17 protein-coding genes are annotated in these 21,635 nt (G+C 69.8%); 14 read left to right on the forward strand and 3 right to left on the reverse strand.

Features of this window, described 5'->3' with window-relative positions:
- Positions 1–269: 269 nt before the first annotated feature.
- Positions 270–995 (reverse strand): HD domain-containing protein, encoded by a 726-nt coding sequence (locus SNOUR_RS02215; RefSeq protein WP_067343354.1) that lies wholly within the window; start codon positions 993–995, stop codon positions 270–272.
- Between the two features lie 120 nt (positions 996–1,115).
- On the opposite strand from SNOUR_RS02215, the gene SNOUR_RS02220 reads away from it, so the two are divergent.
- On the forward strand, positions 1,116–2,075 hold the full coding sequence (locus tag SNOUR_RS02220; protein WP_067343356.1) for a GlxA family transcriptional regulator: 960 nt from the start codon (positions 1,116–1,118) through the stop codon (positions 2,073–2,075).
- 1,396 nt (positions 2,076–3,471) lie between these two features.
- Here SNOUR_RS02220 and SNOUR_RS02225 read toward each other — a convergent pair.
- Positions 3,472–4,308, reverse strand: a complete 837-nt coding sequence (locus SNOUR_RS02225; protein ID WP_312631745.1) for a ferritin family protein — start codon at positions 4,306–4,308, stop codon at positions 3,472–3,474.
- 718 nt (positions 4,309–5,026) lie between these two features.
- On the opposite strand from SNOUR_RS02225, the gene SNOUR_RS02230 reads away from it, so the two are divergent.
- The 10 genes from SNOUR_RS02230 to SNOUR_RS02270 all read left to right on the forward strand — a co-directional run bounded on the left by SNOUR_RS02230 (position 5,027) and on the right by SNOUR_RS02270 (position 14,541).
- On the forward strand, positions 5,027–5,335 hold the full coding sequence (locus SNOUR_RS02230; protein ID WP_067343358.1) for an SHOCT domain-containing protein: 309 nt from the start codon (positions 5,027–5,029) through the stop codon (positions 5,333–5,335).
- 377 nt (positions 5,336–5,712) lie between these two features.
- Positions 5,713–5,979: a hypothetical protein gene (locus SNOUR_RS02235; protein ID WP_067343360.1), complete on the forward strand. Its 267-nt coding sequence runs from the start codon at positions 5,713–5,715 to the stop codon at positions 5,977–5,979.
- Positions 5,976–6,962 carry a 1-phosphofructokinase family hexose kinase gene (locus SNOUR_RS02240; protein WP_067343361.1) on the forward strand — a complete coding sequence of 329 codons (987 nt, stop codon included), beginning with the start codon at positions 5,976–5,978 and terminating at the stop codon, positions 6,960–6,962. Before SNOUR_RS02235 ends, SNOUR_RS02240 begins: the two co-directional genes overlap by 4 nt.
- A 207-nt stretch (positions 6,963–7,169) precedes the next feature.
- Complete coding sequence (locus SNOUR_RS02245) at positions 7,170–9,266, forward strand: ankyrin repeat domain-containing protein (RefSeq protein WP_067343363.1); 2,097 nt, start codon at positions 7,170–7,172, stop codon at positions 9,264–9,266.
- Positions 9,267–9,600: 334 nt separating this feature from the next.
- Positions 9,601–10,410, forward strand: a complete 810-nt coding sequence (locus SNOUR_RS02250; protein ID WP_067343365.1) for an SDR family NAD(P)-dependent oxidoreductase — start codon at positions 9,601–9,603, stop codon at positions 10,408–10,410.
- 63 nt (positions 10,411–10,473) lie between these two features.
- Positions 10,474–10,551 (forward strand): 50S ribosomal protein bL37, encoded by a 78-nt coding sequence (locus SNOUR_RS49670; protein WP_466872072.1) that lies wholly within the window; start codon positions 10,474–10,476, stop codon positions 10,549–10,551.
- Between the two features lie 72 nt (positions 10,552–10,623).
- On the forward strand, positions 10,624–11,400 hold the full coding sequence (locus SNOUR_RS02255; RefSeq protein ID WP_067343366.1) for a GNAT family N-acetyltransferase: 777 nt from the start codon (positions 10,624–10,626) through the stop codon (positions 11,398–11,400).
- A gap of 25 nt (positions 11,401–11,425) precedes the next feature.
- Positions 11,426–11,719: a hypothetical protein gene (locus SNOUR_RS02260; RefSeq protein WP_067343368.1), complete on the forward strand. Its 294-nt coding sequence runs from the start codon at positions 11,426–11,428 to the stop codon at positions 11,717–11,719.
- Positions 11,720–11,917: 198 nt separating this feature from the next.
- Positions 11,918–13,885, forward strand: a complete 1,968-nt coding sequence (locus SNOUR_RS02265; protein WP_067343369.1) for an APC family permease — start codon at positions 11,918–11,920, stop codon at positions 13,883–13,885.
- Between the two features lie 110 nt (positions 13,886–13,995).
- The gene (locus SNOUR_RS02270) at positions 13,996–14,541 is read left to right on the forward strand and encodes a hypothetical protein (protein ID WP_067343371.1); all 546 of its coding nucleotides are present in this window, start codon (positions 13,996–13,998) and stop codon (positions 14,539–14,541) included.
- 18 nt (positions 14,542–14,559) lie between these two features.
- Here SNOUR_RS02270 and SNOUR_RS02275 read toward each other — a convergent pair whose 3' ends face one another.
- Entirely contained in the window at positions 14,560–17,130 is a 2,571-nt protein-coding gene (locus SNOUR_RS02275) for an ATP-binding protein (RefSeq protein WP_067357586.1), read from the reverse strand.
- 557 nt (positions 17,131–17,687) lie between these two features.
- Between SNOUR_RS02275 and kdpF the strand changes: the two genes are divergently transcribed.
- Genes kdpF through kdpB form a run of 3 tightly spaced genes read left to right on the forward strand, consistent with a single transcriptional unit; the run spans position 17,688 to position 21,631 of the window.
- Positions 17,688–17,777 (forward strand): K(+)-transporting ATPase subunit F, encoded by a 90-nt coding sequence (gene kdpF / locus SNOUR_RS02280; RefSeq protein ID WP_067343373.1) that lies wholly within the window; start codon positions 17,688–17,690, stop codon positions 17,775–17,777.
- Between the two features lie 9 nt (positions 17,778–17,786).
- Complete coding sequence (kdpA, locus tag SNOUR_RS02285) at positions 17,787–19,487, forward strand: potassium-transporting ATPase subunit KdpA (protein ID WP_067343375.1); 1,701 nt, start codon at positions 17,787–17,789, stop codon at positions 19,485–19,487.
- Positions 19,484–21,631 carry a potassium-transporting ATPase subunit KdpB gene (kdpB, locus tag SNOUR_RS02290; RefSeq protein ID WP_067343377.1) on the forward strand — a complete coding sequence of 716 codons (2,148 nt, stop codon included), beginning with the start codon at positions 19,484–19,486 and terminating at the stop codon, positions 21,629–21,631. Before kdpA ends, kdpB begins: the two co-directional genes overlap by 4 nt.
- The last annotated feature ends 4 nt before the right edge of the window (positions 21,632–21,635 follow it).

Raw genomic sequence — 21,635 nt, forward strand, 5'->3', positions numbered from 1 at the left:
AGTTGGATCACATCGCGTCCGTCCCTGGCCGCATCCCCCGTCCGTGAGGGGCAGAGCCGCCTACCGGCACTTCGCCTGGCTGTATGAGTTCTGCCCCGAGCCCCGGGCAGCGCCACCGCGCTGCCCACACCACGAACGAGTCCACCGGTTGAGTCGACGTCCCAACTCCCAACCGCTACAGCCTCACAGCACATGCTCCCCGTACGGAACAACAGCAGATCGGTGCCGTCCGGCGGAAGATCCGCAGCATGATTCGGCGACAGGCGCGGCTACGCGCTCGCCTCCGTCGAGGGGCAGCACTGTGTCGGACTGGTCGGGTGCGGGGTGGTGGGCTGATCGCCCCAACCTGCTTGGGCGATCAGGTCGTACCAGTCCGGCAGCGTCCCCGGCGGGAGGTGGCGGCGCAGCAGTTGCCCGGGGAAGCTGAGCGGGCCGGCCTTGGTGGGATTGGCCAGTGCCTGTCCAACGATGACGTCGGTCATCGCGTAGGCGAGGTTCTCACGGGGCAAGGTGTCATGTACGTGGTCGGCGAACCCCTCGGGCAGGGACTCCCTGCCAAGGCCCAGGACGTCCACAGAGATGCCCGCGTGAGCCAAAGCGACCTCCGGGCCTTTGCGGGAGGCCAGGCCCTCCGAAGTGTGCAGGGCGATCGCGTCCCAGACCACCGCTACGGCCTGATCCGTCGCACCGTGACCACGCAGGAATTCGGCGGCCAGGTCGGCACCGTCCACCTCGAACCGCTGGTTCCCGTTGCCCTGCTCGGACAGCCCCAGGTCGTGCAGGACGCAGCCCAGGAACAACAACTCGTCGTCGAAGTCCGCCCCGGCCTGCATACCGCGACGGCCGGCAAGAGCCCGGGCGAAGAGATAGCTGCGCACGCTGTGCCGAAACAGGAACCCCGGCTCCACCTCCTGGACGTAGTGCAGTGCGTGGACGGCCAGCTCCGTCCGGGGCAGGTCGAACTTGTCACAGCCAGCGGGGAGGACAACAGCCATCGCAAACACTCCTCAGGTAACGGAAAGGGATGCCCTGGCAAAACGGGACATCCTTGATCCTGGGACCTTCCGCCCCCCACGGCCAGTGGCCGTAATGACGAACTGCGCTAAATTCTGGCCATGACTCATGTGGTGGCCGTTCTCGCGCTCGACGGCGTCCTCCCCTTCGAACTGTCCACTCCCGGCCAGGTCTTCGGCACCGCCAACCAAGCCGACGGCACCCTGCACTACGAACTCCGGATCTGCGCTCCTGGCCGCAGCACAACCACCTCCGCGGAGCACGGAGCCTTCAGGATCCACACCCCCTACGACCTCGACGGCCTCGCCGACGCCGACACCATCGTCATCCCCGCCCACTCGTGTTTTCTGACGCCGCCGCCCGGGACGGTCATCGAGGCGCTACAACGGGGGGCGGAGCGCGGGGCGCGCCTGGCCTCGGTGTGCGTGGGCGCCTTCACCCTGGCCGCCACCGGCCTGCTGGACGGCCGCCGCGCCACCACCCACTGGCAGTACGCCGACGAACTCGCCCGGCGCCACCCGCACATCGACGTCGACCCCGCCGTCCTGTTCGTCGACCACGGCAGCCTGATCACCTCAGCGGGGGTGGCCGCCGGACTCGACCTCTGCCTCCACCTGGTGCGCCGCGATCTCGGCGCGGAACTCGCGGCCGCTACCGCCCGCAGGACGGTCATGCCCCTCCAACGCGATGGCGGCCAGGCGCAGTACATCGAACGTCCCCAACCCCCGACCGACGACACCGCCCTCCAGCCCGTTCTGCACTGGATGGAGCGTCACCTTCACCAACCCCTCACCCTCGCCGACATCGCCGACCACACCAAGGTCAGTGTCCGTACCCTCAACCGCCAATTCCGCGCCCAGACCGGCACCACCCCGCTGCAATGGCTCCTACGCGCCCGCATCCACCGTGCCCAGGAACTGCTGGAGACCACCGACCTGCCCATTACGCACATCGCCGACCGCACCGGCTTCGGCTCGCCCACCACCTTGCGTCACCACTTCACCCGCCACACCGGAACCTCCCCCTACACCTACCGTGCCTCCTTCCGGCAACGCCGCTGAGTGCTGCTCGTCGCCCTGCATCACTTTCTCCTGTCTCCTTCCGCCTGAGGGGACGTTGGCGGACCCCGATGTCCGTGAACGGACGCTCTCGATGCCTGGGGAGCAGCGATGAAAAGGCATGGTCGCGCCGTCCCGCCGCTGTGTGAGGTGTGCGGTCAGCCGCAGATGGGGTTGACGGCGAGGTCGTCGACGTTCACCGCGTACCCGTCGCAGCCGCCACGGATGTTGGAGAAGTGGTACTGCAGGTGCGGCCGTGCCACGAGGGGCTCGACCAGCGAGACGCACTGTCCCCGTGCCCGGCGTCCTGGAGGATGCCGTATGCCTCGTCGGGCGTAAGGCCGGCCTGGTCGGTGATCGGCATGACGCCGCCCCACGCCGACGTGTGGGAGATCGGCTGGCCGATCTCGCCCTCAAGCGTGCCGTGGGGTTCGATCGACTTGATGCGGGAAGCACCGTCGCTGGTGAGACGAGCCGCCACTCGGTCACCTGCGACATGTCCTGGGTCCTGCCGCTGGGCGAACTGCCGTCGGCCACCATGAGCTCGGCATTCGGGAACGTCATGTGGACCTCGTCCGCGGCCGCATCGAGGAGTTGAGGCAGGGACAGCTGGTCCGCCGCCTTCACCTCGTGGTCGACCGAAGCGGAGGCCGGCGTGGCCGGCTGTGCCGCACCGGTTCCCGCCACGCCAGTCACTGCCAGTCCACACGCGACGATGACGGCCGCGACACTGTTCCCGAGCTTCATTGCCTCTCCGTTCTCTTCTCGGCAGGGGGCATGCTCATCCGACCTCTCATCGACACAGTGACGGCGATTCGCCTGGACCGACAGGAAGCGCTGAGCGCGACCAACGATTCCGTCACGATGAGAGCGCACTCAAGAGACGGATGTGGCAACGGATTTGGGGTGAGTGTGCGGCCAAGAAGACCGAGATCACTGCCACTGCCTGCCACGAAGCAGCGGAGGTGGATGCTCCGAGAACGGGAAAGACCGCCGCCGGCAGCCGTCGGTGATCGGCGCTTCAGGCGAGCAGCACCAGCGCCCATACCTTCTCGCCAACCGCCGGGCCAGGCATGACACTCCAGGAGCCGGCGGCCACTCTCCAGCAGCAGGCCGGCCCCCACTCGACCTCTCCGGGCCGCGTACCCAAGGCGGGTGCCCGCTCCGAGGGTGGCCGAGGCCCGGGAGCCGGCTGGACACGCCTGTTGGCTGGCGGTGCGCTGCTCGCGTTGATCGTCGCGGCGGGTGGCGGCCTCGCGACCTACGATGTCGGGCACTCGGGCACGAAGGCGGCGTGGCACAGGCCGGAGCAACGGCGGCTGGGCCAGCAGGGCTGGCCGAAGGCCGGGGCGGGGCCCTTCCCTGAGGTGCCCGCTCCGGCCGCCGTGCTGTGGTGCTGTCAGTGGAGTTGGTTGCGCGCGTCCTCGAAGGCGCGGGCGTGACCGGCCTCGTCGTTGGCGTTGTGAGTGAACAGCTCCGCGACCTTGGCGTCGCCGGCCGCCTTCGCCTGGCGCGCGTAGGTGGGATACATGGTGCGGGACTCGTACTGTTCACCGTTGACGGCGGTGGTGAGGTTCTGGCGCGTCGGTGCGACGAGGCCGGCCAGTTGCGCTTCGCCGGCGAAGTGCTCGCGCCGCTCGACGTCGGCGGTGCCGGTGAACAGGCGGGCAAGCGCCTGGTTGCCGTGCGCGGTGGCGGCCTTGGCGAACTGGGTGTACTTGGCCGATGCCAGCGCCTCACCGTGCAGCGCGGTGTCGAGGTTCTGCTTCGTCCGTGCCGCGCGGACCTTGGGCGCCCCTGCCTGGACGGTCACGGGTTTGACGCTGGGTGGTGCCGGGATGCTGCCGTTGCCGGTGCGGACGACCTCCAACGCCTTGGCGAACACGGCGTGGTGGGTCGTCTCGTCCTTGGCGATCTCCTCGAAGAGGTTGGCGGCGGCGGTGTCGCCGTCCTGCCGGGCCTGCTTGGCAAAGGTGGGGTACATCGTGTGCGACTCGTACTCCTCGCCCGTCATGGCGGCCTGGAGGTTGGCGACGTTGCTGCCTGCCAGAGCGCTGAGCTTGGCCTCCTCCGCAAAGTGCTCGCCCAGCTCCACGTCGGCTGTGCGCTGGAAGAGCTGCTGCACGGACATCAGGTTCTGGGCGCGTGCCTCGTCGGCGAACAAGAGGTAGGTGGCATAGGCGTACGCCTCGCCGTGCATCGATGCGTCGAGGTCGGTGCGGGTCTGTGCGTGCAATGTGGGAGCCGCCTGTGGTGCCACTGTTGCGGTGGCACCTGCGGGTACACAGACCATCAGGGTCAGGGCGCCGAGCGACCGGATACGCATCGAGAATGGGATCATGCGGACCTCCACCATCGGACCGGAGAACCCCCCAAGACATCACACCAACGAGTGACGCCGTGGTCCATCGCGGCCCGGCAATCGGGTGATGGGGCACCTCACGCGCCGTGACATTCCGCAGGTGGGACGGGTGCGACCGCGCGCCGAACCCTCCGGCACCGGAGCTGTGCTCTGGGCCGAATGCCCGGCGGCGCGCTCAGGGACGGCGAGGATCGACCTGTACGAGTCCCGGTACCGAACCGCGGAGCACTGCACCACAGCGGCGTCCGCCCGACAAGTGTCCTCAGTACTGCGTCGGTCTCTCAGTGCCTGTGGGGCGCACAGGTGGTTGAGATGCTGCCGCATGTGATCGGCCAGGTCGGCGTATGACGGCACGCGGGGTGCCGCCTGGAGGATTTCGGTGCATGCGGCCAGTTCCCGAGATTGGCCGGCAGGGGTACTCAGAAGGTGGGAGAACTCCTCCTGTTCTGCAAGGACCGGCGAGGACGGGCCCACCGGCCCCCGGCAGGGGCCGTCCGGACCCCTTCGCCCCCTACCGCAGGGAGGGAGCATGAAGGGAGGTCACCTGCGGGCGCCCGCCTGAGCGACCGCTGACCTGGGGAAGTGAACCGCGATGATGTACTGGTACGGACACGGCGGCGGGTGGATGTGGCCGTGGATGGTGGTCGGCAATCTCCTGTTCTGGACAGTGATGATCGTCGTCGCCGCCCTGATCCTCCGCGCCTTCGCCCAGCGCCCTGGCCCATGCGGCAGCGAACACCCCACCTGGGGTACCCCACCCCCGCCCGGTGCCCCCGGCCATGGGCGCAGCGCCGAGCAGATCCTCGGCGAACGGTACGCCCGCGGCGAGATCGACGAAGGGGAATACCAGCGACGCCTGGCCACCCTCCGAAGCTCACCACCAGGCCCGACGGAGTCCTGATCATCCTGCTCACCACCGCCCGCAGCGCACTCGCCCCCGGCCCCGGCGGAGGCGGGAGCGCGCACCTGAACCGGCGCCCGGAGGGTGATACAGCGACAACAGGCGACTGCCCTCCGACCGTTGCACCACAGTGCACGCAATGCCATGGATCACGCCGTGCGCCGGGCGCCGCGCCGGTGATCTCCGCCGGCAACCAGTCGGTGACGCGACGAGGTGCGCCGGGCTGCCGGACGGGTTAGCGTCGTAGCCGGGCCCAGCCGGTGAGAGCCGTTACCGGCCGGCTGGTGGAGTGGGAGCCGACCGCGATCGGCAGGACCAAGACCCCAGGCGCCGAACCGCTTCGTCGGCAGTTCGGCCAAGAACGTGGGGAGCGAACCATGACCGCCCGGGTTGCTATCAACGGGCCCAGCCGCATCGCCCGGTCGACGCTGACCGACCATGCCTTCGACGCGGCCGGCTTCGTCAGCGCGATCACACGCAAGACAATCGAGGCCGAGGCCGACGACATCCTCCGGCAGGAGGCCGCACCTGGCCGCTACCAGGGCGGTCTAGTCATGGCCGGCTACGACAACGAGTGGGGCGGTGCTCAGCAGACGGTGCGTCAGACACCGGCCGCGCTGGGCGAAGCCGCGCCTTCGCGATGAGTACAGCAGCAACGCCGGATCCCGCCTCGGCCGCGCCAGTCCTCACCCTGACGATGAACCCTACCGTCGACATGTGCTGGGATGTCGGCCACCTTGTCGATGTCGGCAAGAACCGCGCCCGGGTCAGGTCTGTAGCTGGCGGGGGCGGCGGAATCAACGTCGCCCGCAATGTGGTGCGCCTCGGAGGACGGGCCACCGCCGTGCACACCGCCGGACGCGAGGTCGGCCGGCGCCTGAACAGATTGCTGGATGAAGAAGGCATCGACCACATCGCCGTCGAGATCCACGGTGAGACCCGCGAAGCACTCGTACTGTTCGAGACCGAGTCGCGCCGCAGCCATCACATCGTCCCGCCCGGTCCGCACCTCGACGACCAGGAAGGATGGCACTGCCTGGATGTGCTCGGGCAGGCCATCGGCACCAGCCGCTACGTCGTGGCCAGCGGCAGCCTTCCCGGCGGCCTGCCAGACGACTTTTACGCGGCCGTCGCCCGCCGGATCAGGGCGGCCGGAGCCCGGCTGGTGCTGGACACGTCAGGCCCGGCGCTGCGGCAGGGGCTATCGGAAGGTGTCTTCCTGCTCAGGTGCAACCGGACAGAGGCCGCCGACCTCATCGGCCGGACCGTCCGCAGCTTCGACGATGCCCGAGCCGTCAACGAACGTCTGCTCACCACGGGTGCCGCCGAGGTCGCGGTGACCACGATCGGCGACCTGGGCGCTCTGTGTTCGACCCGCCACGGCCACACCGAACTGCGTGCACCCTCGCTGCCCGGGAAGCTGCTCAGCGACGCCGGGGCCGGAGACAGCATGGTGGCCGCGCTGACCACACGGCTGGCCGCAGGCGACGATCCGGTCAGCGCCTGCGCACTGGGGGTGGCCGTGGCCGCTGCGTCGGTGCTCACCCCCGGCACCGAACCCTTCGACCGGGAGTTGGCCGAGTCTCTCCGCCACGACGTGGGGATCAGGTTCCGAACCAGCTCGTGATCGGGAACGTTACCGCCGCATCGTTCCCCTGCTCTCCGCCTCGTTCTTGATATGCCAGCCCCTTCCAGCGAGAGCTGCAGACACCGCACGTATCGTCCCAATGTCCCAGAGAGGTCCCACGGGCCCTCTCCACCCCTCACGCAAGCCAGCTTTTCGCTGGTCAGCGTCATGGCAGAGGTCGTCCCGGAAAGAAAGCAGAAGAACAGGATGACGACGCCTCCCACCCGCGAGGAATTCATCACCGCGGTGCGCGACGGCGATACCGAGCGTCTCTCCCAGCTGCTGCTCCTCGGTGCCGACCCGAACGTCCGCGACACCGCGAGCGGGCTGACCGCGCTGATGACGGCGGCGGGCCGGGGGAACGCCCCGGCCGTGCACCGGCTCCTGGCAGCCGGGGCCGATGCGTACACCGCCGACTCCCGCGGCGGCGGAACAGCACTGCACAAGGCCGTCCAGGGCGGTGACCCGGAGACCGTCCAACTCCTGCTGGACGCCGGCGCGTTCGTGGACGCGGTCGCCGCCACCACCGGACACACCCCGCTGATGGACGCCCTCTGGTACAAGTGGCCGGACGTCGTGGCGGTCCTCCTGGACCACGGCGCGGGCCTGAACCTCTCCACGCACTACGGCTTCCCCATGCGGGAGCACTTCGCCTACGAACTCGACGTCAACACCCGCGGCAAGGAACGACTGCTCGCCGCCGAACAACTGCTCAAGGACCGCACGCAGCGCGACGCGCACGCCGCCTCGGCACAGCGGCTGATGGACGCGGTCGTCGCCGGCGACCTGGACGCGGTGCGGCGGCAGCTCGCTGACGGCGCCGAGGTCGACGCCCGCTTCCCGGTCGTCAACGGCTTCAACGACGCGCACACCCCGCTGCTGGTGGCCTGCCGGGAAGGGCAGGAGAAGATCGCCCGGGAACTGATCGCGGCCGGCGCCGACCTCAACGCCACCGAGCCGACCTTCGGCGCCGTGCCGCTGCAAAAGGCCGTCTACAACGGCCACGCCGGCATCACCGCCTTGCTCGTCAAGGAGCCCGGCACCGACCTGGACTTCCAGGGCATCACCAACGGCTACACGCCGCTCCACGACGCCCTCTGGCACGGCTACGAGGAGTGCGCACGGGTGCTGATCGACGCCACCGACCCCGAAGCCCAGGAGCTGTTGACCCAACACCCCACGGACGAACTGCCGTTGGTCGTCTTTCCCGATGGCACGGTCCTTCCCGCGCCCGAGAATGCCGCACTTGCCGCACGCCTGGGACTGTCCACCACCGCCTCCTGCCCCCACGACGACCTGGCCATCGTCGGCGCCGGTCCGGCCGGACTCGCCGCCGGTGTCGACGCGGCCTCGGAGTGCCTGACCACGCTCCTCCTGGACGCCGACTCGCCCGGTGGGCAGGCAGGCGCGTCCAGTCTCATCGAGAACTACCTGGGATTCCCCGCCGGGCTCTCCGGCGGCGACCTCGCCAGGCGCGCGGTGAGCCAGGCAGGTTGCTTCGGCGCGGAACTCCTGCACCCCGTGGAGGTCGTCCGCCTCCGGTCAGCGGAGCCCGCCCGCATCCTCACCCTCGCGGACGGTTCGGAGATCAGTGCCGAGACCGTCCTGCTGTCCACGGGAGTGACGTACAACCGCCTGGACGTCCCCGGCGCCGACCGCTTCGAGGGCGAGGGCCTGTACTACGGTGCTGCGACGACCGAGAGCAGTTCCCGCGTCTCCCATCACGTCTTCATCATCGGCGGCGCGAACTCCGCGGGCCAGGCCGCGATCCACTTCGCCCGGTACGCGGCCAGGGTCAGCCTGCTCGTCCGGGCCGAATCCCTCGAATCCGGGATGTCCCGCTACCTCGTCGACGAGATCCGCCGGACCCCCAACATCGACATACGCCTCAACACCCACGTCCTCGCCCGCGACGGAGACGACCGTCTGGAACGCATCACCCTCCGGCACGCGCTCACGGGCACGAAAACCGTGGAAACGGCCCACTTCGTCTTCACCTTCATCGGCGCCCACCCCCGCACCGGTTGGCTCGGGGACGTCGTCCGCTGCGACGACCACGGCTTCGTCCTCACAGGTCCCGGCCTGTCCCGGCCGGCCGCCGTGTCGTCCCCCACCGCCTGGCCCCTGGACCGCGCGCCACTGCTGTTGGAGACCAGCCTGCCCGGCGTGTTCGCCGCCGGCGACGTCCGCGCCCAGTCCATCAAGCGCGTCGCCTCGGGCGTCGGCGAAGGCGCCATGGCCGTCGCCCTCGTCCACCGCTACCGAGCAGCGAACGGAGCGCAGCCCCAGCCGCACCGGCACTGAACCCCCACCGGGCCCTCGGACCCGCTCATCAGGGGTGCGTCAAAAGCGGTGCTGCCCTCTTGAAGGCGGATGCGGTGCGGAATTTGATGGGACTGTGAACAGCGCCTGGCTCCTTCTCGACCGCCCGCCTCATCCGGCGGCCCTGTGTCGTGCCCCGCGCTGCACGGAGACCTCCGCCTCACGCTGAGACCTCTCCCGCATTCGGACGGGGCGCCCTGACCTGCTCAGGCTCCCCGTTTTCGTGCGCCCGTACGGCATGGCTCCGAGCAACTTCTCACCTGAACGGCCAGTACGGCGCACTCGCCCCCTTCGTCCCTCTTCCCCTGAATGGATCATGTCCGTCTACGACCTCTCCTCCCGTACCGTCCTGGTGACCGGCGCCACCTCCGGCATCGGCTTCGAAACCGCCCGCCAGCTCGCCGAACGCGGCGCCACCGTCCTCGTGCACGGCCGCACCGCCGAGGAGGCCCAGGCCGCCACCGACCGGCTCGTCGCCACCGCGGGCATCGACGCCTCCCAACTGTGCGCGTTCTCCGCGGACTTCACGCGCCTGGAGGAGGTCGAGGCGATGGCGCGGCGCGTCCTCGCCGAACACCCCCGCCTGACCGTCCTGGTCAACAACGCCGCCACCGCCGCGCCCGAACGCCACACCCTCACCGCCGACGGCAACGAACTCGCCCTCCAGGTCAACTTCCTCGCCCACTACCTGCTGACCTACCTCCTGGAGCCGGCACTCACCACAGAACCCGGCGGACGCGTCGTCAACGTCTCCTCCTCGCTGCACCGCACCGCCTCCATCCAGTGGAACGACCCCCAGCGCGCCCGCCGCTACTCCCGGCTCGCCGCCTACGCCCAGTCACAGCTGGCACTCACCATCTTCGCCGCCGACCCCCGCGTCACCGCGGTCTCCGTCCACCCGGGCATCTGCGAGACGGACCTGCTCCCCCTCTACGACATCCAGGGCGACACCGCCGCCCAGGGCGCGACCCACGTCGTCCGACTGTGCGACCCGTCCATCGACGTCGTCAACGGCGCCTACTACGACCGCGACCAGCGCGTCGACCCGGCACCCGCCGCCACCGAGGACCGCACCGTCAAGCGCCTCACCAAGCTCGCCGACCAACTCGTCGGCCAGCACGCCTGAAACACACCACCGGCTGAGGCACCATCAGGCAGCCTCCCAGGAAATGAAAGGCCCATACACCCCATGTCCAAGCGCGCCCGCAAGAAGAAGGCCCGCCGCAAGAAAAAGGCCAACCACGGCGGCAAAGCCAACCAGGGCTGAACAACCGGGCGGGGCGGCACCCAGCCGCCCCGCCCTGGCACCCCGCAAGCGTCACGTCACCAGGAGCCCCCCGTGATCGAGCTCTCCCCCACACAGGCCACCGCAGTGGCCCACCGGTTCGCCGCCGGGCCCCCCGGGGCGAAGGCGCTGGCCGAACACGCGCTGGCCCCGGGAGCCGGTCGCTGGTGGGCCGACCGCCCCGTCGCCCCGCGAGCCGTCGCGGTGGCCTGCGCCGACCACCTGCTGCTCCGCGGCGAGCCAACCGCCCTGGCCCCGCTCGCGCTCGCCCCCTTCTCCGCGCACTACGTCCAGGCACCGGCCCGCTTCCTCCCCCTGCTGGGCCGCGCGTTCGACGGCCTCGTGCCGTGGGAGCGCATGGGGTACGTCCACCGCGTTCCCGTGTTGCCGCCGCGTCCGCCTCGTGGGGTGACGGTGCGTCGGCTGCTGCCTGCGGATGCTCCCTCGGTTGCCGCGCTGGGACCCGAGTCCGCCTGGATTCACGCCAGTTGGGGTGGCCCGGAAGGTCTCGCCGCTTCCGGGCACGGTTGGGCGGCCTTCGCGAGGGGCCGTGTGCTCGCCCTTGCCTGCACGTACTTCCGCGGCAGCGCATACGAGGACGTCGCCTGCCTCACCGTCCCCGAACATCGACGCCAGCGCCTCGCGCTGGCCTGCGTCTCCGCCCTGTGCCAGGACATCGCCGCCCGCGGCCACACCCCCGGCTGGACCTGCTCGCGCGACAACCGCCCCAGCCGGCTCCTGGCCTGGACCGCCGGCTTCCGCCTGGAACACGAGTACGTCCACTACCTCACCGGACGGCCCGCGCGCCGCGTCGCGGGGCTCGCCGCCTGAACACCACCGACATCGAGGAGTCCTCATGAAGACACGCCACGTCCCCCGTGCTCCCCTCGCGTCGGCGAAGATCCTCAACGGCGGCCACGAACTGTCCGTCCACGACCTGAAGCGGCGAGAGGACTCCTTCACCCTCCGCTACACCATCGCCCCGCCCCTGCCGGACGCCGCCGACGGCACGCACACCCGAGGCACCGTCTCCGCACAGCCCGCCCTCGCGCCCAAGGCATGCGAGATCCGCGTGCGGCTCACCTTCCTCCGCAACGGCGAGGAGCACCCCTGCCATCTGATGCTGCACACCTCGGCCACCACGGCTTGAAGTCGCGCCCGCCTCCGCTCCGTCCCACGGCCACCGTGTGCTTCTCCGCCCAGCGGTACACGTGGCGTCCCGGCGGCTGTTCAGGGGACAGCTGCCGCCGTATCGACGAACACCTTGGCGGGATGACCGTGCCTGCGTACCCTGACCGGGCCGTCGCGTCGATGGCTGAATCTGGTCGCTGTACGACAGGAGCTCACGATGGCCGCCTCCGCCCCTGCCGGTTCCGGTTCCGGCTCCGCGCGGCATCGCCTGCGGGCATGGATGCTGGAGGGGCTGACCGATATGGCCAAGCGCCATCCCGGTCCGCACGCCGGCCCGCAGAGCGCTCACAAGGGGCAGCGATGGTGGCGCGTGATGTGCCTGACCGGCGTGGACTACTTCTCCACCCTCGGCTACCAGCCGGGCATCGCGGCCCTGGCAGCCGGGCTGCTCTCACCGGTCGCCACCGTCGTCCTGGTCGTCGTGACGCTCGCCGGCGCGCTCCCGGTCTACCGGCGGGTCGCCGAGGAAAGCCCCCACGGCCAGGGCTCGATCGCGATGCTGGAGCGGCTGCTGTCCTTCTGGAAGGGCAAGCTGTTCGTACTGGCCCTGCTCGGCTTCGCCGCCACCGACTTCCTGATCACCATCACCCTCTCCGCCGCCGACGCCGCCACCCACCTGGTGGAGAACCCCCACGTCAGTGGCGTCCTGCACAACCAGCAGGTGGTCATCACCCTGATCCTGGTCGCGCTCCTCGGGGCCGTTTTCCTCAAGGGCTTCCTGGAGGCGATCGGGGTCGCGGTCGCCCTGGTGGGCCTCTACCTCGGCCTCAATGTCGTCGTGGTCGTCGCCGCACTGTGGCACGTCCTGGCCGCGCCCCACGTGGTCACCGACTGGTCCCGGGCGCTGATCACCGAACACGGCAGTCCCCTGGCGATGGTCGGCGTGGCTCTGCTGGTCTTCCCCAAGCTCGCCCTGGGCCTGTCCGGCTTCGAGACCGGCGTGGCGGTCATGCCGCACATCGAAGGCGACCCCACTGACACCGAGGAGCGCCCCACCGGGCGGATCCGGGGCGCGAAGAAGCTGCTCACCACCGCCGCCGTCATCATGAGCGTCTTCCTGATCATCACCAGCCTGGTCACCACCCTGCTGATCCCCGAGGCGGAGTTCAAGCCCGGCGGATCGGCGAACGGCCGGGCCCTGGCCTACCTCGCGCACGAGTACCTGGGCTCCGCGTTCGGAACCGTCTACGACCTCTCCACCATCGCCATCCTCTGGTTCGCCGGCGCCTCCGCCATGGCCGGGTTGCTCAACCTCATGCCCCAATACCTGCCGCGCTACGGCATGGCGCCCCACTGGGCCCGGGCGGTGCGCCCGATGGTGCTGGTCTTCACCGCCGTCGCCTTCCTGGTGACCTGGCTCTTCGACGCCGACGTGGACGCCCAGGGCGGCGCCTACGCGACCGGCGTGCTGGTCCTGATCAGCTCCGCGGCGATCGCCGTGACGATCGCCGCCAGGCGGGCCGGAGAGCGCGGTTGGACGATCGGCTTCGCGGTTGTCTCCGTGGTGTTCCTCTACACGACCGTGGCCAACGTCATCGAACGGCCGGACGGAGTGAAGATCGGTGCCTGCTTCATCGCCGGCATCGTCCTGCTGTCGTTCCTCTCCCGTCTCGCCCGCGCCTTCGAGCTGCGCGTGACGAGCGTCGCGCTCGACGAGATGGCCGAGCGGTTCATCCGTGACGCGGCCCACCGCAAGATCCGCTTCATCGCCAAGGAGCCCGACCGACGCGATGTGGCCGAGTACCGCGACAAGCTCCAGCAGATCCGCGCGGACAACGACCTTCCGCCGTCCGACGACCTCATTTTCGTCGAGGTGACCGTGGCCGATCCCTCGGAGTTCGAAAGCGAGCTGCGGGTACGGGGCGAGGTGCTGCACGGCCGGTACCGCGTGCTCTGCCTGGAGAGCTCCGCCATCTCCAACGCGCTGGCCGCGCTGCTGCTGCATGTGCGCGACGAGACCGGCGAGCGACCGCACATCTACTTCGAATGGACCGAAGGCAACCCCTTCGCCCAGTTCCTCCGCTACTTCCTGTTCGGCCAGGGCGAAGTCGCCCCTGTCACCCGTGAAGTCCTCCGCGGGGCCGAACCCGACCGCGAGCGCCGCCCCCGCGTCCATGTGGGCTGAGTACGCGCACAGCGGATCCCTGTCAAGAGCGCGATAAGGACAAGCAATGCGGCATCAAAATGCCACCCGGTTTCCTTGCGTTCCCCGGCTCGCTGCCTACTGTCAGCGGAATGGAACGACGATGCGCTCCCGTCGCGACGGTCCACGCCGAACGGCCGGAAACAGTCGTCGACCGCCACTGGCGTGCGCACGCCCGGCGCGCCCTGCAGTGCGCCCTGGCCTTCGTCGGACTGCTCATGCTGCTCGACTGGGGCTCGGGCGGCCTCACCCCGGCCCGCGCCGGACTGTGGGCCCTTCTCGGAGCCGTCGCCTTCGCCGTCCTCCTGCCGGCCCGCGTCAGCGCGGGTGACGGCTGGCTGACGGTTCGCGGTCTCGTCGGACGACGGCAGGTGCGCACCGACGCGCTGGTCGCGGTGCGACGGTACGGCGGCGTCGCCACGCGCCTGCTGCTGCGTGACGCCCGCGGTCGGCGACTGGTGCTGGACTCCCGCGTCCTGGAGGCCAACCCGCTCATCTGGCACCTGCTCGACGCCGGTGCCCGCCGTTCCCTCGCCCTCGGCACGCTGCGCCACGGGACGCACGCACTCGGGGAGTTGGCGGACCGGATCGACGGGCAGGAAGCGCGCGGCGTCCTGGCGGCGTCCGGGCTGCTGTGAGCACCGTGTGGGGCGCGGTCAACTGCGTACGGGCGGACCCTCTGCGGCGGGCAGGGAGACGACCATCGTCAGTCCGCCGCCGGGTGTCTCCTCGGGCGTGAGAGTGCCGTCCATCGCCTCCGTGAGACCGCGGGAGAGGGCGAGGCCGAGGCCGAGGCCGGTGGTGTTGTCGGTGTCGCCGAGCCGCTGGAACGGCTCGAACGCCCGCTCACGATCGGGGAGTTGGATCCCTGGCCCGCGATCGACGACCCTCAGCTCCACCCGCCCGGCGAGCGCACTTGCGCCGATCGTCACCGGGCGCCCGGCGGGTGAGTGACGTACCGCGTTGGACACGAGGTTGGCGAGGACGCGCTCCAGAAGCGGTGGGTCCGCGAGCACGTCGGGCGCGTCGTCCAGCCCCCGGGTCACCACATTCACGCGCGTCTGAGGGGGTGAGTCGGGCAGGGTGTCCAGCGCTGCCGGAAGTACGTCGGCGAGCGCGACCGGCTCCAGGCGCAGGGTCAGCGCGCCGGCCTGCAGCCGGCTCATGTCGAGGAGGTTGTCGACCAGGCGACTGAGCTTGGCCAGGGATTCCTCGGCGGTGGCCAGGAGCTCCTCGCGGTCCTCGTCGGAGAAGTCGACGTCACGGCTGCGCAGGGAGCTGATCGAGGCCCAGCAACCGGCCAGCGGCGTCCGCAGGTCGTGGCCGACCGCGGCCAGGAGTGCGGTGCGCATGCGGTTGGCCGCCTTGACCGGTTCGACCTCGGCGGCGGCCTCGGCCAGCCGGGCCCGTTCGACGGCCGCGGTCAGATGCGCGGCGAAGGCCGTCAGGACGCGGTGCTCGGAGGCGGGCAGACGGCGACCGGTCAGCACCAGCACGCTGTCGTCCCCTATCGCGACCTTGGTCTGGTGCTCGTCGTTCTCGCCGACACGGTCCGGTGTCGGGCCGCCCACGGCACCGGAATCCGTCTCCCCGCGTCGCCGACGCAGTTCGATGCCGTCCATGCCGAAGGTCTCCCGGGTCCGTTCCAGGAGTACGGGTACCGTCCGCTCCCCGCGCAGGATGCCGCCGGTCAACGAGGTGAGGGTCTCCGCTTCCGCCGTCGCGCGCGCGGCCCGCCGACTCAGCCGCATCGAACGGTCGACGATGGCGGCGGTGGTGACGGCGACAGTCGTCAACGCGGCCTGGGCGACGACCATGTTGGTACCGGCGAAGGTGAAGTGGCCGACGGGTGGCACGAAGTAGTAGTTCAGCAGCAGCGAGGTCGTGACTGAGGCGAGCAGCGCGGACACCACACCACCGATACAGGCCACCCCCAGCACCGTGAGCAGGAACAGCAGCGCCTCGCTGGTCAGGTTGAGCGCCAGCGGGCCGGAGACGACGCGTAGTACCTGGGTCAGCAGCACCGGGAGCACGAGGCCGGCCACTGGTCCGGCCACCCGCCGGGAACGTGGCAGACCGCTGCCCGGCGCGGCCCGTTTCCGTCCCGCGCCGGCGCGTTCATGCGTCACCGTGTGCACGTCGATGTCGCCCGAGAGCTCGACCACGGTCTCCCCGACACCACGGGGCATCAGCACGCGCCGCAGTCGGCCTCGGCGGCTGGCACCGATGACCAGTTGGGTCGCGTTCTGCGATCGGGCGAAGTCCAGGAGGGCGGCGGGCACGTCGTCGCCCACCACCGCGTGGTAGCTGCCCCCGAGGCTCTCGACGAGCTGCCGCTGTCCGGCGAGCGCGGCGGGCGACGAGCCGGCCACGTCATGGCTGCGGGTGATGTGGACGGCCAGGAGCGCGCCACCGGACACACAGTCCACGATGCGAGCGGCGCGGCGGATCAGCGTTGCACCCTCGGGGCCGCCGGTGAGAGCCACCACCACCCGCTCGCGGGTCTCCCACACCCGCCCGATGCGGTGTTCGTCGCGGTACTTGCGCAGCGCCTCGTCCACCCGGCCGGCGACCCAGAGCAGCGCCAGCTCGCGCAGCGCGGTGAGGTTCCCGAGCCGGAAGTAGCGCGCCAGTGCCGCGTCGACCTTCTCCGGTGGGTAGATGTTGCCGTGCGCCATGCGGCGCCGCAGGCCCTCGGCCGGCAGGTCGACCAGTTCGACCTGATCGGCGCGGCGGACCACCTCGTCGGGCACGGTCTCGTACTGCGGCACCCCGGTGATCTTCTCGACCACGTCGCTGAGGGAGTCCAGGTGCTGGATGTTGAGGGTGGTCACGACGTCGATCCCGGCGCCGAGCAGCTCCTCGACGTCCTGCCACCGCTTGGCGTTGCGGCCACCCGGTGCGTTGGTGTGGGCGAGTTCGTCGATGACCACCACCTGCGGCCGCAGTTCCCACACATGCTCAAGGTCGGCCTCGGCGATGTCCGTACCGCGGTGCCTGCGCGTCACCCGTGGCAGTACGTCGAGCCCGTCGAGCATCGCCGTGGTGTGTGGACGACCGTGGCACTCCGCGAAGGCCACCACCACGTGCGTACCGCGTGCCGACCGGCGCCGCGCCTCGTCCAGCATCCGGTACGTCTTGCCCACCCCGGGGGCGGCCCCGAGAAAGACCTTGAGCCGGCCGGGACGTGTCCCGGGCCCGTCGGTCGTCACGCCGCCCCGCGCCATCGCGTACGCGTCCACAAACCCCTCTTCAGGAAAACGGCACGCCTGACGGCATGACGGAGGGACGCTCACGGCATGGCGATCGACGGCGTGCAAGGTTCTTCGGAGCATCATCGCTTCGCGTCGGCAAATACCGTGCGGGAGTTCGGAGACGTTGACGCAACCCTGACCCGTCCACCGGTGCCGCGCGCCGGGCCCCGCCGCGGCCGAATCGGTACGGTGGCGTGGCGGAGCGGCTCGGACGGTGGGATCGGCGACGGCTCGGCCGGCCGGAAAGCGGAACTGAGCTGCGGGTCGCTGTCGCCCGTTCGCACCCTCCCGCAGTCGTGCGCTCCCTCCCTGAGTTTCCTCGCGGGCGTTAGGGATGCGTCAAGGTCACGCCCATTGCCGTAAGGAGCCCGTCAACGATGGGCGAGATCGAGCCACCGCGCGATTCCCTCTCCTGGTCCGTTCGCCCACACCTCTCCCCAGGAGTTCACGATGGCCGACCTGGCCCTCGTGGTCACCACGATCGCGGTCTTCGCGTTGGTGGCCCTTGTCGCCAAGGGGGTGGCAAAGCTGTGACCGTCGAAAACCTCGTCGGACTGATCGTGGCTGTCGCCCTGCTGGGCTATCTCGTCCTCGCCCTTGTGTTCCCGGAGAGGTTCTGAGCCCCACACATGAGCCCCGTTCTAGCTGATGTGCTCCAGGTCACCGCGCTCGTCGGGGCCCTCGCCCTGGTGCACCGCCCGCTCGGCGACTACATGGCCGCCGTCTACTCCTCGAAGAAGCACCTGCGAATAGAGAAGTGGATCTACCGCAGCGTCGGCGCCGATCCCGATGCCGAGATGCGCTGGCCCGCGTACCTGCGCGGCGTACTGGTCTTCTCCGCGGTCGGCGTGCTGTTCCTGTACCTGTTGCAGCGCGTGCAGGACAAACTGCCGCTGTCGCTCGGCTTCAAGGCGATCACTCCGGACCAGGCGTTCAACACGGCCACGTCCTTCGTCTCCAACACCAACTGGCAGTCGTACTCGGGCGAGGTGGCCATGGGCCACGTCACCCAGACCGTCGGCCTGGCCGTGCAGAACTTCCTCTCCGCCGCCGTCGGCATGGCCGTCGCCGTGGCGCTCGTCCGCGGCTTCGCCCTCCCCCACTCTCGGCTTCGCTCGAGCGGGGGGACCCCCATCCGTACCGGTTTCATAGGCAACTTCTGGTCCGACCTGGTGCGCGGCACCGTCCGCATCCTGGTCCCGCTCTCGGTGGTCGCCGCGGTCATCCTGGTGGCGTGCGGTGCGATCCAGAACTTCGGCGACATCCACCACATCACCACCCTCACCGGTGACAAGCAGGCCCTCAGCCCCGGCGCGGTGGCCTCCCAGGAAGCCATCAAGAACCTGGGGACCAACGGCGGCGGTTACTTCAACGCCAACTCCGCGCACCCCTTCGAGAACCCCAACGGTCTCTCCGACCTGCTGGAGATCTTCCTGCTGCTGGTGATCCCGTTCTCGCTGCCGAGGACCTTCGGCAAGATGGTGGGTTCGCTCAAGCAGGGCTACGCGATCGTGGCGGCCATGGGCGTCGTCTGGCTCTGCGCGGTCGTCGCGGTGACGTGGCTGGAGTACGCCCACCCGGGCACCGCCGCGCAGCTCGCCGGCGGTGCGATGGAAGGCAAGGAGCAGCGGTTCGGCGAGGGCTCCTCGTCGCTCTTCGCGGTCTCCACGACCATGACCTCCACGGGGTCGGTCAACTCCTTCCACGACTCGTTCGGCGGCCTCTCCGGCGGTGTCCTCCTGCTGGGCATGATGCTCGGCGAGATCACTCCCGGCGGTGTCGGATCCGGCCTGTACGGCATGCTGATCATGGCGATCATCGCGGTGTTCCTCGCCGGCCTGATGGTCGGCCGCACGCCCGAGTACCTCGGCAAGAAGATCGGCACCCGCGAGATCAAGCTCGCCGCCTGCTACATCCTGATCACCCCGGCGCTGGTGCTGATCGGCACGGCCGCGGCCATCGCCCTGCCGGACGGCAAGGCGGCCATGACGAACATCGGCGCGCACGGCTTCTCCGAGGTGCTGTACGCGTTCACCTCGGCCTCCAACAACAACGGTTCCGCCTTCGCGGGCTTCGGTGCCAACACCCCGTTCTTCAACACCACCCTCGGCCTGTGCATGCTGCTCGGCCGGTTCCTGCCGATGGTGTTCGTCCTGGCGCTGGCCGGCTCGCTCGCCGAGCAGAAGCCGGTCCCGGGGACCGCGGGCACCCTGCGCACCGAGAAGCCGCTCTTCACGGGGCTGCTGGTCGGCACGCTGCTGATCGTCACCGGTCTGACCTTCTTCCCGGCGCTCGCACTGGGACCGCTCGCCGAAGGGCTGACGTCATGACCACCAACGCACAGAGGCGACAAGAGGACGACATGGCCGCCAGCTCAACGGGTTCCCCGACCCGGGCGCCGCACGGCGACATACCCACCGGACACCAGGAAGGCGGACGCGTCGGCGCCGGCCTGTTCGACCCGAAGCAGCTGCTGAAGTCGCTGCCCGACGCCTTCCGCAAGCTCGACCCCCGGGTGATGGTCAAGTCCCCGGTCATGTTCGTGGTCCTGATCGGCTCGGTGGTCACCACCGCCCTGGCGCTCGGGAACCCCGGCGCGTGGTTCGGCTGGGTCATCGCGGCCTGGCTGTGGCTGACCGTCGTCTTCGCCAACCTGGCCGAGGCGGTCGCCGAGGGCCGCGGCAAGGCGCAGGCCGACACCCTGCGCAAGGCCAAGACCGACACCGTGGCGCGCCGGCTGAGCGGCGACGTGGAGGAGCAGGTCCCGGGCACCGAGCTGCGCATCGGCGACCTGGTCGTCTGCGAGGCCGGCGACATCATCCCCGGTGACGGCGATGTCGTCGAGGGCGTCGCCTCCGTGGACGAGTCGGCGATCACCGGTGAATCGGCACCGGTGATCCGCGAGTCCGGCGGCGACCGCTCGGCCGTCACCGGCGGTACCAAGGTCCTCTCCGACCGCATCGTCATCCAGATCACGACGAAACCCGGTGAGACCTTCATCGACCGGATGATCAACCTCGTCGAGGGTGCCGCACGGCAGAAGACCCCCAACGAGATCGCGCTGAACATCCTGCTCGCCTCGCTCACCATCGTCTTCCTGCTCGCGGTCGTCTCGCTCAAGCCGTTCGCCCTCTACGCGGGCGCCGACAAGCAGACGTCCCTGATCGTGCTGACGGCGCTGCTGGTCTGTCTTATCCCGACGACGATCGGTGCCCTGCTCTCCGCGATCGGCATCGCCGGCATGGACCGTCTGGTGCAGCGCAACGTCCTGGCCATGTCGGGGCGGGCGGTCGAGGCCGCAGGTGACGTGTCGACGCTGCTGCTCGACAAGACCGGCACCATCACCCTCGGCAACCGCCAGGCGGCGGAGTTCGTGCCCGTGCGCGGGACGACGGAGGCCGAGGTGGCGGACGCCGCCCAGCTCTCCTCGCTCGCCGACGAGACGCCGGAGGGCCGTTCGATCGTCGTCCTCGCCAAGGAGAGGTACGGCCTGCGCGAACGCCACCAGGGCGAGCTGGTGGACGCCGAGTGGATCGTCTTCACCGCCCAGACCCGGATGTCGGGCGTGGACGTCGACGGCCGCAAGATCCGCAAGGGCGCGACCGGTTCCGTCATCGCCTGGGTCCACGAGCGCGGCGGCTCGGTGACCGAGGACGCCGACACGCTGAGCAACGCCATCTCGCAGGCCGGCGGCACTCCGCTGCTGGTGGCCGTCGAGGACGACGAGGGCGCTCGCGTGCTGGGTGTCATCCACCTCAAGGATGTCGTCAAGGAGGGCATGCGCGAACGCTTCGACGAGCTGCGCCGCATGGGCATCAAGACCGTCATGATCACGGGTGACAACCCGCTGACGGCCAGGGCCATCGCCGAGGAGGCGGGCGTGGACGACTTCCTCGCCGAGGCCACGCCCGAGGACAAGATGGCGCTCATCAAGCGCGAGCAGGCCGGCGGCAAGCTCGTCGCCATGACCGGCGACGGCACCAACGACGCCCCCGCGCTGGCCCAGGCCGACGTCGGCGTGGCCATGAACACCGGCACTTCCGCCGCGAAGGAAGCCGGCAACATGGTCGACCTCGACTCCAACCCGACCAAGCTCATCGAGATCGTCGAGATCGGCAAGCAACTCCTCATCACCCGGGGCGCGTTGACCACTTTCTCGATCGCCAACGATGTCGCCAAGTATTTCGCGATCATCCCCGCGATGTTCTCGGTGGCGTACCCGGGCCTGGACAAGCTCAACATCATGGGCCTGGCCTCGCCCGAGTCCGCGATCCTGTCCGCGGTCATCTTCAACGCGCTGATCATCATCGCGCTGGTCCCGCTCGCCCTGAAGGGCGTGCAGTACCGGCCGATGAGCGCCGACCGGATGCTGCGGCGCAACCTCGCCGTCTACGGGCTCGGCGGCCTGATCGCCCCGTTCATCGGCATCAAGATCATCGACCTGCTCATCTCTCTGATCCCCGGAATCGGGTGACGGC

Source organism: Streptomyces noursei ATCC 11455 (assembly GCF_001704275.1).
GTDB lineage: Bacteria > Actinomycetota > Actinomycetes > Streptomycetales > Streptomycetaceae > Streptomyces > Streptomyces noursei.